This is a genomic window from Bacillus sp. ISL-34 (assembly GCF_018613325.1).
Lineage (GTDB): Bacteria > Bacillota > Bacilli > Bacillales > DSM-1321 > Peribacillus.
In genome coordinates, this window is the sequence record NZ_JAGGQJ010000005.1 from 64,477 (window position 1) to 76,143 (window position 11,667).

The following is an 11,667-nucleotide window of genomic DNA, read 5'->3' on the forward strand; positions in this document are numbered from 1 at the left end:
GATTTTACTCACATTCAATTAAAAAACAGCATTCCCCTTCCGAGAAATGCTGTCTAACTTATCTTAAGTGCAACTCATGTTTTCAGAGATGTCCTGATAAACGGCCCGCTCCCCGCCAATCAGTTTCGGGCGGGTTTTTGCCATGGTCACATGTGCATGTCCTATTTCTTTAATGGCAGAGCGAATTGGAACCGCCACATGCTTCAGATGCATACCAATGAAGGTGTCCCCAATGTCTATCCCCGCATCCGCTTTAATATGTTCAACGACGACAGCATCTTTCCATTGCTGATAGGCGTATGTCGCCATCGATCCGCCAGCTGTTCTTACAGGTACCACCGAAACTTCTTCATAATCATATCGGACCGTGGTTTCCCTTTGCAAAACCAAGGCCCTGTTTAGATGCTCACAACATTGATATGCAACCTGAACACCCGTTTTTTCTTGAAAATCCCTCACTACGGAAAAAATCATCCCCGCAACATCGAGCGTCCCTTCAGTCCCTATCCTTTTCCCGATCACTTCACTTGTACTGCAGCCGATTACCAATAGCTGTTTCTCTTTTAAAGCTGCCTGTTCTTGAAACTCATGTAAAAGCTCCCGAAACTGGTTTTCCCATATCTCAAGCTCATTTGAAAATGTAGCATCACTTGTCATGAAAACGCATCCTTTCAATAAGAAAACTTGCTATCAAAAGAAAAGGGGTCTCTCCAAAAACCATAAGAATTAGCTTTGTTTACCTTCATACTCCGCGATCTTACCGATCCTGTTTTGATGACGCCCGCCTTCAAATTCCGAAGTCAGCCATGTTTGTGCAATTTCCCTGGCAAGACCCGGGCCAATGACACGTTCCCCCATCGCTAACATATTCGTATCATTATGTTGGCGGGTCAACTTCGCACTATAAACATCATGAACCAAAGCACATCGTATTCCTTTGACCTTATTAGCAGCAATGCTCATTCCGATTCCAGTTCCACAGATTAAAATGCCCCGATCAAACTCACCCCGCGCCACTTTTTCAGCAACCGGCAAAGCATAATCGGGATAATCCACCGAAGTAGTGCATTCACAGCCAAAGTCCTCAAACGGAATCTGTAACTCATTCATTAAATTCTTTATTTCTTCACGGATATGTATACCACCATGATCCGAAGCAATCGCAACTTTCATCATAATCCTCCTCTAGCTTTTTCATTTGATTTTATTGTGTCACAAAATTATGAAAAGATAAAGGATGTCCATTCTTTTCCCCCGCAAAGAAGCAGGAAACCACTTTGGGTTTCCTGCTGTAAAATGTCAAGTGTGAAAGCGGGTAATGGTCCTGTTCAACTTTTACGCCTGCACTTTAAATCCCATTACCGATTTTTCGACATTTTTTCCATGACTGCCTCTTGTTCGCTTGTCAGCCGTCACTTCTTCCGCTCCAGCAGATGTTTCTTCTGCAATAGCAGCCACTTTTTGGGACTGCCTTGATCCTATACTTTCCATTTGACGGTCAACAAGCTTAGTACTATCTTTTACTGCAGCGACCACATTATGTACCCTGTTTACTCTTTAAGCCTCAAGACTAATTCTTCAATTAATTCCTGCAGCTCCCTGAACGTTTCCCGATAAATGCCTTCAGAACCGCCAAACGGATCTATGATGTCTCTATCATATTTATCGTCTAATATGAATTCTTTTAAAGTAAAAGTCTTATCGATCATCTGGGGGTATTCACGGGTAATGACCGATTTATGCCCTTCCGTCATGGTGAAAATATGAGTCGCCCACTCCATTTCCTTCTCGGATAAAGGCGTTGAATGATGATTATGCACTATGCTATTTTCAACCAATACATTTTTAGCATGCGTCGAAGCATCCTGGCCTGATGTAGCATACACGCCAGCGGACTTCACTTCAACGCCCGCAATATTCTTATTTTTCAATATCGCTTCTGCCATCGGGCTTCTGCATGTGTTGCCTGTACATACAAATAATACTCGGATCATTTATAACACCTCCTTTTTTATTCATTATAAGCTATCGCCCGTTTATTATAGTCAAAAAAATCACTCTCATCATGTCATAGGAAAAAATAAAAACCGCCCCGGTAATCGGAACAGTTGAGGAAGGAAAGATATGAAGTCAAGCAGCTCAAAAAGAGAACAATAATTTCAATCCAAACGCACATAGGATGCTTCCGCCAAGAATCTCACTATACACGCCAAGCAAACCCTGCATTTTTCTACCCAGCAAAAGCCCTGCCCACGTTAATAGGGTGGCAGCAAACCCAAAACAAAGAATGGTTAAAACCGTTTTTGCACCGTAAATCCCCAGGGTTAATCCTACCGAGAAGCTATCCAGGCTTACCCCTAAAGCAAAAATGAATAGACCTTTCCCGACAGGAGCCAGCAACTTATTTTCCCTGGCACCAGCTCCATCCTTTTTACCAGGGATAAACATCTGTATACCAAGAATAATCAACAATAGACCGCCGGCGTATGTAGCAAAGGTCCCGAATTTTTCCGAAATGAAACGGCCTGCGCCCATTCCAAGCAAGGGCATCCAAATATGAAAAAAGCCTACTGTCAGCCCTATAAAAAGTATTTGCCTCAACCTTAGCTTAAACATTCCCATTCCAAGGCCGACTGAAAAGGCATCCATTCCCAACGCGAATGCCATTAGCAATAAGGTGATGATTTCTCCAGCAAATGTATTCATTCCAATCCTCCCTCGGACGTGCCTACTACATGTTATGCATGTCCGAAAAGAAATAGAAGAATAAATCAGTCCTTATTACACATGTTCCTTGATGATCTGATGACCTGCAGCCTTCTCAAGCCGGTTCATGACCGCAGCTCCTATTCCACGGTCAGGAAACATTTCACTAAAAATGACATCGACCTCCAGCTCATCAAAATGTCTTAAAGCATCATATAACCCTGTCGCAACAGTATGTAAATCAGCTAATGAACCTGGGACTACCACATAATCCGCCTTATAATCCTGTTGATGTTCATAAGCCGTTATGATGCCCACCTTTAACCCGTCACTTCTTTTTTCATCCACAAGCTTCTGAAGGAAAGCTTGATTACCCTCGACTAAATATAAAGGGGCCTTCGGAGCATAGTGGGTATATTTCATGCCCGGGGCTTTTGGCGCCGCTTCCTGATTCTTCAAAGCGACATCTTGCCGGACTTCCCCTATCACAGCTTCCAGCTGTTCCAGGGTCACTCCGCCGGGCCTTAAAATAACAGGGACTTCAACAGTGCAATCAAGTACTGTGGATTCTAAGCCCACACCCGTAGTCCCGCCATCGACTATGCCTGCAATCCGGCCCATCAAGTCATCTTCAACATGTTTAGCTGAAGTGGGACTTGGTTTCCCAGAAGTATTTGCACTTGGAGCCGCAATGGGCAAATCACTCGCACGAATAATACCGAGGGCAACCTGGTGATCCGGCATCCTGACAGCCACCGTGTCCAATCCAGCTGTCACAAGATTTGATAGCTGGCCCGGTTTTCGTTTCATGATCAAAGTCAAAGGACCCGGCCAAAATTCTGCCATTAGCTTCCGGGCCTGTTCCGGAATCTCTTCTACAATACCTGACAACTGCTCTTCGGAGGCTATATGAACGATTAAAGGATTATCACTCGGACGCCCCTTTGCTTCGAACACTTTTTTGACCGCCTCATCATTTTTGGCATTTGCACCTAGTCCATAAACGGTCTCTGTAGGAAAAGCAACCACTTGGTTAGCCTTTAATAATTCAGCTGATTGTGTAATCTGGGGATAACTTTGTAAATTATCCACATTTTTATCCACTGACCAAATTTTCGTTTTCATCTTGAACATCATCGCCTTTTAACATTTCTTATTTTATATAATCGCTTTAATATGAACGATTTTTTCAATTTAACGTACTAATTTCACTTAAAAGATACTTTGAAAGTATAAAAGAAGTATACACATAATTCAAGTGTTATCCACAAATTGGGGATAACTATATCGAATCCGTGGATAAGTTTGTGGATATTAAGAATTAATGACAGACTTTTTTGATTTTTTGTTAATAACCCTGTGGATATGTTTTTAAAATTATCTGAATTTAAAAAAAGAGGGCCGCCACCCCCTTCTTAAAATAAATCATTGAAGATTTCTGCAAACAATGACTTCACTTCCACCTCAGGCTCCTTTTCCCCTTCATATAATTGTTGACCTTGTTCATTGGATGCCGCAAGTTCAACCTTGTTTTCTTCAACATTCCCATCAAGGACTTCCTCCGTCACTTGTTCCTTATCTTTCACTTCCGTCACTTCTTCTTTTACCTCTGGCTCTACAACCTCTTCCTTTACCGTTTCTTCCCCTTTAACGCTCTCCTCCATTACCTCTTCTTCAACTTCGGGCCCTTTTTCTTTTTCAACCAGCACTTCTTCTTCAACTTCTCCCTCTGCAGCAGCAGGTTCACTCTCTTCACTCGTTGCAGCATACGCCTTCCCTTCCGAAGTCAGTGACCCTTCACCTTCATCCTCGACAATCGGACTTTGACTTACAGCCGTCCCATTTGAAAAATCCAAGAAACATAATGGCGGAAATAGAACACACCACCAATTAGCGCCTTCCCCATCACCAAGTGTGATAATCACTGCTTCATAATCCCCTGCCGGATATAAATACTGCCCGTAGAGTTTTGTCGGAAATTCCGCTTGTCCAAAATCGACTTTTACCGACTGCTCTAAACCCTGTTCCTTTATAACTGCCTCAGCCGTCGCTTGGATATCCGGTAGATGCGAGATAATCACATCCCTCGCTTCATCCAAAGAAGTAAGCTCCTCGACCCACTTTGTGATATCTTCATTTACCTCATCCCTAATCAGCCGTTTAACCGCTTGATCCTCTTCTGCATCACTATTAGCAAGTATCCGCAGACGAATCGCCTCATCCGGGATTACCTTCGTATCTTCTGCACCGACCATCTCCGCTTTAGGCATATATATACTTACGATCGTTCCTATAGTTAAGATTAATAGATAAATAATGGCTAAATGTTTAGTTTTCATCGCCTTCGCCCCCTCACATGAATTAGTCTCACCATTTTCCAGCTATCTTAAACTAGTAAAAATAAAAAAAGTTGATAGTTGGAAATATAGATTCGAAAGGATAATGAGGGTGGTGTCCATTAAAAAATCCGTCTCACATAAGGGAGACGGATCACTTTAATGCAGCAAAGACCATTCGATCTTTTTCATTAATGTCATTTACAATGGATACTTCTGCAGCAGGAAAGGTTCGCTTCAATAAATCGGCAACCGCCTTACCCTGTCCAGTGCCAACTTCAAAACCGATCAGGCCAGGCACCTTCATGATCAAAGGTAACTGCTCCATAAAGCGGCGGTAAAAATCCAGCCCATCGATACCGGCAAATAATGCACGATGTGGTTCATATCCTGTCACGACTACTGACATGGATTTATGGTCATCATCTGGTATATATGGCGGATTCGATAAAAGGATGTCCACCTTCTGGTTTATGTTAATGAAAGGCAAAAGCAAATCACCTTGCATGAACTGCACTTCGGCACCAAGTGATTCTGCATTTTTCCTCGCGACCTCAAGCGATGGTTCCGCTATGTCCGTGGCCGTCACCAACAGGTTTGATTTTTCGAGTTTCATCGTTATGGCGATTGCACCGCTGCCAGTCCCGATATCAGCTAAACGGAGCTTTTGTCCCTCCATAAAAATGGACGGGAGTTTACGTAATGTATAATAAATCAATTCTTCTGTTTCGGGTCTCGGTATGAGCACTTCTTCATTCACAAAGAAGGTACGTCCATAAAATTCTTCACTGCCGATTATATATTGGATGGGCGTTCCCTCAGCATGCAGCTCAATAGCCGCCTTGAATTGCCCAAAATCCGCTTCACTAAGCTCCTCATGAAGGTTGGCCAGCATTTGGGAGCGTGTTTGTTTTAAAAAGTGCTGTAACAGGATTTCCCCAGCATTGGCATCACGATCATTTTCCTTTAAAAAAGAAGAAGCCCATTTAAGGGCTTCAAACACTTTCACCGCAGAATTACTCATCTGCATTTTCCAGCCTTGAAGATTGGTCTTCCATGATTAATGCATCAACTACTTCATCCAGTTTACCTTCCATGATTTGATCCAACTTTTGAATCGTTAAACCAATACGGTGGTCGGTAACGCGGTTTTGCGGGAAGTTATAAGTGCGAATCCTTTCAGATCGATCACCCGTTCCAACAGCAAGCTTCCTATTTTGATCATATTCAGCCTGTACTTCGCGTTGGATTTTATCGTACACCCTTGCACGCAAAACCTTCATTGCTTTTTCTTTATTCTTGATTTGTGATTTTTCATCTTGACAGGATACAACCGTATTAGTCGGAATATGAGTCAAGCGCACCGCTGACATTGTCGTATTGACACTTTGCCCTCCAGGACCGCTTGATGCAAAGGTATCGACACGAATATCCTTATCATGGATTTCAACTTCCACTTCCTCAGCCTCGGGTAAAACGGCAACCGTGGCTGTGGATGTATGAATCCGTCCGCCTGATTCAGTTTCAGGTACTCGCTGTACTCGATGTGCTCCATTTTCGAACTTCAATTTTGAATAAGCGCCATTGCCATTAATCATGAATATGATTTCCTTGTAGCCACCAAGCCCTGTAGGACTTGCTTCAATGACTTCAGTCCGCCAACCCTGCACCTCGGCAAAACGGCTATACATTCGGTATAGACTACCAGCAAATAAGGCCGCCTCATCTCCGCCTGCCGCTCCGCGGATCTCCATGATTACGTTTTTATCATCGTTAGGGTCTTTCGGAATAAGCAATATTTTCAGTTTATCCTCGAGGCCTTGTATGGTATCATCAAGTTCATTGATCTCTTCTTTTACCATTTCACGCATCTCAGCATCGAGTTTATCCTCCAGCATCGCCTTCGCTTCCTGGAGTTGCTCACGAACCGCTTTATATTCTTTGTAAGTCGATGCGGTCTCTTGTATGCTGGATTGCTCCTTAGAATATTCCCTTAGCTTCTTAGAGTCGTTAATGATCTCCGGGTCACTTAATAGTTCATTCAATCTTTCATATCTATCTTCTACTGCTTGCAATCGATCAAACAAATTATTCACCTCATAAATTTTCCAAAACATCTGAAACGAATTGGAAGTAATCCATCTTTTCTAACTATAAATAAGTAGCTCAGTGCCCCAGCTCAGTTCACTTCTAGGTTAATTATAGTATAGGTGAATAATCAACGTCAAAGAGATTCAAAAATGTCGTTATTTGTTTAATTTTACATCTACATTATATTGAGGCACAACCCTGTTTATCATGCCTTGTATTCGCTGCATTTCCTTATTTCTTTCCTTTTCCGTCTTGATTTTGCCTTTATCATGGACCGTAACATGTATGGTATTTCCATTAAACCAAACGGAGCCCGCCTCATAATTGGTTTCCGATTCAATGACTCCGCGGATTTCATCAATTTGCTGCCCCATGGATGGAGAATTATTGGATGTATGATGCGGTGTGTTGAGGACTTGATCCGATGGCCGTTCCGCTTCATTGTCCCAATCATTATTGGATACCTGATTTAAACCATTGCCAACAAAATCCCTGCCATTCCGGGATTGATCACCATATTCCGAATCATTATTTATTGCATTGTCATTTTGACCGCATGCCGTTAGTGCAGCAAGCAGAAAAGCCGTCATAATAAACAGTTTTGATTTCATATTTTCACCCTCCATTTTGATTGGTTAAGAAGAACATTTCCTCGTTAGCCTTCCCAAAACGGGGCAATATTTATCTTTTATTTCCTACCATGTATTGGTCATAACACACCTGAATAACTCCAGAAGTTTTTCCACCCCTTATTATTATTCCCAACCATTTCTTCATAAAAAAAGCACCCTACGATCTCATGGATCATAGGGCACCCTAATTAAATATGTTCTTTAATCCCTACAGACTGCTTACCCGGAACTTCGTGATGATGGCGGCAGCGGGGCTCGTATGATTCCGATGCACCCACAAGGATGATCGGCTCATCATAGGAGGCCGGCTCCCCATCTATCAAGCGCTGTGTCCTGCTCGCTGGTGATCCGCACACTTCACACACAGCCTGCAGCTTAGTCACCGATTCTGCCAGCGATAATAGAACAGGCATAGGACCGAATGGTTCACCTCGGAAATCTTGATCGAGTCCAGCCATAATCACTCGATAACCGCTGTCCGCAAGATGCTGGGCAACCCCGATAATTTCATGATCAAAAAATTGCACTTCATCTATTGCAATGATATCCAGGGGCTTGTCCAAATACTTAAAGATATCCGTTGAATGGGCAATCGGTTTTGCCATCACAGAAGATCCATTGTGTGATACGACAGCCTCTTCCGCATAGCGATTATCAATAGCTGGTTTAAATACAGCTATTTGCTCTTTAGCAAATTGAGCACGGCTGACTCGTTTAATCAATTCCTCAGATTTACCTGAAAACATGCTTCCGCAAATAAGCTCGATCCAGCCTGTTTGTTTCATTACATACATGGAAACAGCTACTCCCTTCCACCTGTCGATCCCTTGGCCATAATTGAAGTCGACCCGGCTTTATATAAATTCTTACTTGTTTATGGAAAAGAAAAAACAGGCAAGAAAAATACTTGCCTGTTTTTTAAAAAGTCCGGCTTATTTAATACCGTATTTTTTGTTGAAACGATCAACACGTCCGCCAGCTTCAGCGAATTTTTGACGACCAGTGTAGAATGGGTGGCACTCTGAACAAGTCTCAACTTTGATCTCTTCTTTAACTGAACCAGTTTCAAAAGTGTTTCCGCAAGAGCAAATTACTTTTGAAAGCTTATAATTTGGATGAATTCCAGTTTTCATTCTTTTCAGCTCCTTATGCCCTGAATCATTCGAAACAGAGTTATATACTTCAAGTTGAGGGAAAAACACCCTCACATTTATTGTAAAAACACATGAACTCATTATAACAACTTAAGACTAGTTGTGCAACTGTTTGTTTCTTACAGGGTTTAAGAACGTTTTACGCTCGCTGGCCCCTTTTTCATTTCTGACATCTCTTCATCCAGCTTACTGAAAAATTCTTCATTACCCTTTGTCTGTTTTAGACGGCGAAGGAATTTCTCCGAGAAATCAGGCGAGTCTGACATCGTTTTCCTAATGGCCCATAGTTTATCCAGGCGATCTTTCGGAATTAGCAATTCTTCTTTACGTGTGCCTGAGCGGCGAATATCGATTGCCGGGAAGATGCGTCTTTCGGCAAGGGCACGATCTAAATGCAGCTCCATATTGCCCGTACCTTTAAATTCTTCATAAATGACATCGTCCATTCTTGAACCCGTATCCACCAATGCTGTAGCAAGGATCGTCAGGCTGCCGCCTTCCTCGATATTCCTCGCCGCACCGAAAAAGCGTTTTGGACGGTGGAATGCAGCAGGGTCAATCCCCCCTGATAGTGTACGTCCGCTCGGCGGAATGACAAGGTTGTAAGCACGGGCAAGTCGAGTGATGCTGTCCATTAAAATGATGACATCACGTTTATGCTCCACAAGGCGCATGGCTCGTTCTAATACTAGCTCAGCCACCTTGATATGGTTTTCCGGCACCTCATCGAACGTTGAACTTACCACGTCTCCAGCAACGGAACGTTCAATGTCAGTCACTTCTTCCGGGCGTTCATCGATCAACAGCACAATCAATTCCGATTCGGGATGGTTTGTGGTTATCGCATTGGCAATTTCCTTGATGAGCATCGTTTTACCGGCTTTTGGGGGTGCGACAATCAGCCCACGCTGTCCAAAACCGACCGGTGCCAGGACATCCATAATCCTGGTTGATAAGTTCTTCGGTGTCGTTTCCAGTTTAATTTGCCTGTTTGGATACAGCGGTGTCAAACCTGGAAAGTGGACACGCTCTTTAGCTGATTCCGGGTTATCGCCATTGACTGCTTCAACATGAAGCAATCCATAATAGCGCTCGTTTTCCTTTGGAGGCCTTACCTTACCGGACACCTTATCTCCATTTCGCAAATCGAATCTGCGGATCTGTGAAGCAGAAATATAAATATCCTCCGAGCTTGGAGAATAATTAATTGGACGCAGGAAACCGAAGCCCTCTGAAGGGATGATCTCTAAAACGCCCTCCATGAATAGAAGGCCATCCTGCTCAGCTTGTGCTTTCAGGATAGCGAAAATAAGTTCCTTTTTTGAAAGTTTGCTGTAATAGGAAACTTTATATTCACGCGCATGCTCATAGAGATCCTTTAGTTTCATGTTTTCTAAATTAGAAATAGTTAAATTCATTATGACACCACACTTTTATTAATTAAACGTTTTCACCCATACTGAAAAAGAAATGGTTTGTTAGATGGAAGAAAAACCGCAATCCATGTACCCGACCAGAGTTTTCTTAGAAAGGATGATACATTTTTACATGTAAAGAAGAAAATTAATTGAAGGCTTCTTGAAGTTTGGAGTGAAAGGGCAGATTTTAAATTATTAATAGTAGACCAAGCTTTATTTTACTTTTTTTATTTTAATTATTCAACTTAAATTTTTTAAAAGAGAAAGCGAGCGATGAAACCGCTCGCTTTTTAAAAGTGATTTTTCTAAAAAACGCTATCAGTCAATCAAACCATTCGGTTTAATCTTAAGACTGTGACGACCATCAATGAAACGAACGGTACCAGATTTAGCACGCATGACTACGGATTGTGTTTCGCCGTAATGCCCTTTAAATTGTACACCTCGTAAAAGTTCTCCATCAGTTACACCTGTTGCAGCAAAAATTGCATCATCTCCGCGAACAAGGTCTTCCATTCTGAGGACTCTTCCTAAATCAAGGCCCATTTTTCCACAGCGTTCCACTTCTTCATCACTTTGAGGAACGAGCTTACCTTGAATTTCCCCTCCAAGGCATTTCAAGGCAACGGCTGCAATAACTCCTTCTGGAGCTCCGCCAGATCCGAATAAGATGTCAACACCAGTAAGATCGAAGGCCGTATTTATGGCTCCCGCTACATCTCCATCGTTGATCAACTTGATACGTGCCCCTGCCTCACGAAGTTCATGAATGATCTTCGAATGACGATCGCGGTTCAATACTGTTGCAACCACGTCTTGGATATCTTTATTCTTTGCCTTGGCTACCGCTTTCAGGTTGTCCAATACGGAAGCATTGATATCAATCTGACCAACAGCCTCTGGTCCGACAGCTATTTTATCCATATACATATCCGGGGCATGAAGCAAATTCCCTTTATCGGCTATCGCCAATACAGCCAATGCATTCCAGCCGCCGGATGCAACGATGTTCGTTCCTTCTAATGGATCAACCGCAACATCCACTAGTGGTCCAAGACCAGTACCAAGTTTTTCGCCAATATAAAGCATTGGCGCTTCATCCATTTCCCCTTCACCGATTACAACCGTTCCTTGCATGGGAATAGTATTGAAAACATCCCGCATTGCAGTCGTTGCTGCATCATCTGCTTCGTCTTTCTTTCCTCTTCCCATCCAACGAGCTGAATTTAGTGCCGCCGCCTCTGTTACGCGGACAAGCTCCATCGATAAACTTCTTTCCATTTCCGGTTCCCCCTCATGTACACTAGCATGATTTATTTATATATTAGTA

The 11,667-nt window shown here is 42.8% G+C and carries 14 protein-coding genes; all 14 read right to left on the reverse strand.

The features are described from left to right. Positions 1-63 precede the first annotated feature (63 nt). Positions 64-657 carry a TIGR01440 family protein gene (locus J7E52_RS06355; RefSeq protein ID WP_214744216.1) on the reverse strand — a complete coding sequence of 198 codons (594 nt, stop codon included), beginning with the start codon at positions 655-657 and terminating at the stop codon, positions 64-66. 69 nt (positions 658-726) lie between these two features. Further along, complete coding sequence (gene rpiB, locus J7E52_RS06360) at positions 727-1,173, reverse strand: ribose 5-phosphate isomerase B (RefSeq protein WP_101223842.1); 447 nt, start codon at positions 1,171-1,173, stop codon at positions 727-729. Positions 1,174-1,335: 162 nt separating this feature from the next. Next, on the reverse strand, positions 1,336-1,536 hold the full coding sequence (locus tag J7E52_RS06365; protein ID WP_214744218.1) for a hypothetical protein: 201 nt from the start codon (positions 1,534-1,536) through the stop codon (positions 1,336-1,338). 14 nt (positions 1,537-1,550) lie between these two features. Then, positions 1,551-1,994, reverse strand: a complete 444-nt coding sequence (locus tag J7E52_RS06370) for a low molecular weight protein arginine phosphatase (RefSeq protein ID WP_214744220.1) — start codon at positions 1,992-1,994, stop codon at positions 1,551-1,553. A 145-nt stretch (positions 1,995-2,139) separates the two neighbouring features. Further along, positions 2,140-2,706: a manganese efflux pump MntP gene (locus J7E52_RS06375; protein WP_214744222.1), complete on the reverse strand. Its 567-nt coding sequence runs from the start codon at positions 2,704-2,706 to the stop codon at positions 2,140-2,142. A 75-nt stretch (positions 2,707-2,781) separates the two neighbouring features. After that, entirely contained in the window at positions 2,782-3,831 is a 1,050-nt protein-coding gene (locus tag J7E52_RS06380; protein WP_214744224.1) for an L-threonylcarbamoyladenylate synthase, read from the reverse strand. A gap of 290 nt (positions 3,832-4,121) precedes the next feature. After that, a complete protein-coding gene (gene spoIIR, locus J7E52_RS06385; protein ID WP_214744226.1) occupies positions 4,122-5,045 on the reverse strand; it encodes a stage II sporulation protein R in 924 nt (307 codons plus the stop codon). Positions 5,046-5,196: 151 nt separating this feature from the next. After that, positions 5,197-6,066: a peptide chain release factor N(5)-glutamine methyltransferase gene (prmC, locus tag J7E52_RS06390; RefSeq protein ID WP_286197502.1), complete on the reverse strand. Its 870-nt coding sequence runs from the start codon at positions 6,064-6,066 to the stop codon at positions 5,197-5,199. After that, positions 6,059-7,129 carry a peptide chain release factor 1 gene (gene prfA / locus J7E52_RS06395; protein ID WP_214744228.1) on the reverse strand — a complete coding sequence of 357 codons (1,071 nt, stop codon included), beginning with the start codon at positions 7,127-7,129 and terminating at the stop codon, positions 6,059-6,061. Before prfA ends, prmC begins: the two co-directional genes overlap by 8 nt. A 159-nt stretch (positions 7,130-7,288) precedes the next feature. After that, a complete protein-coding gene (locus J7E52_RS06400; protein WP_214744230.1) occupies positions 7,289-7,744 on the reverse strand; it encodes a hypothetical protein in 456 nt (151 codons plus the stop codon). Between the two features lie 209 nt (positions 7,745-7,953). Then, entirely contained in the window at positions 7,954-8,559 is a 606-nt protein-coding gene (locus tag J7E52_RS06405; RefSeq protein WP_214744232.1) for a thymidine kinase, read from the reverse strand. A gap of 138 nt (positions 8,560-8,697) precedes the next feature. Further along, positions 8,698-8,898, reverse strand: coding sequence for a 50S ribosomal protein L31 (gene rpmE, locus J7E52_RS06410; RefSeq protein WP_034315847.1), 201 nt, complete (start codon positions 8,896-8,898; stop codon positions 8,698-8,700). 149 nt (positions 8,899-9,047) lie between these two features. Continuing rightward, entirely contained in the window at positions 9,048-10,337 is a 1,290-nt protein-coding gene (rho, locus tag J7E52_RS06415) for a transcription termination factor Rho (RefSeq protein WP_034315849.1), read from the reverse strand. 318 nt (positions 10,338-10,655) lie between these two features. Further along, positions 10,656-11,618, reverse strand: coding sequence for a class II fructose-bisphosphatase (gene glpX, locus J7E52_RS06420; protein WP_214744235.1), 963 nt, complete (start codon positions 11,616-11,618; stop codon positions 10,656-10,658). Positions 11,619-11,667 lie beyond the last annotated feature (49 nt).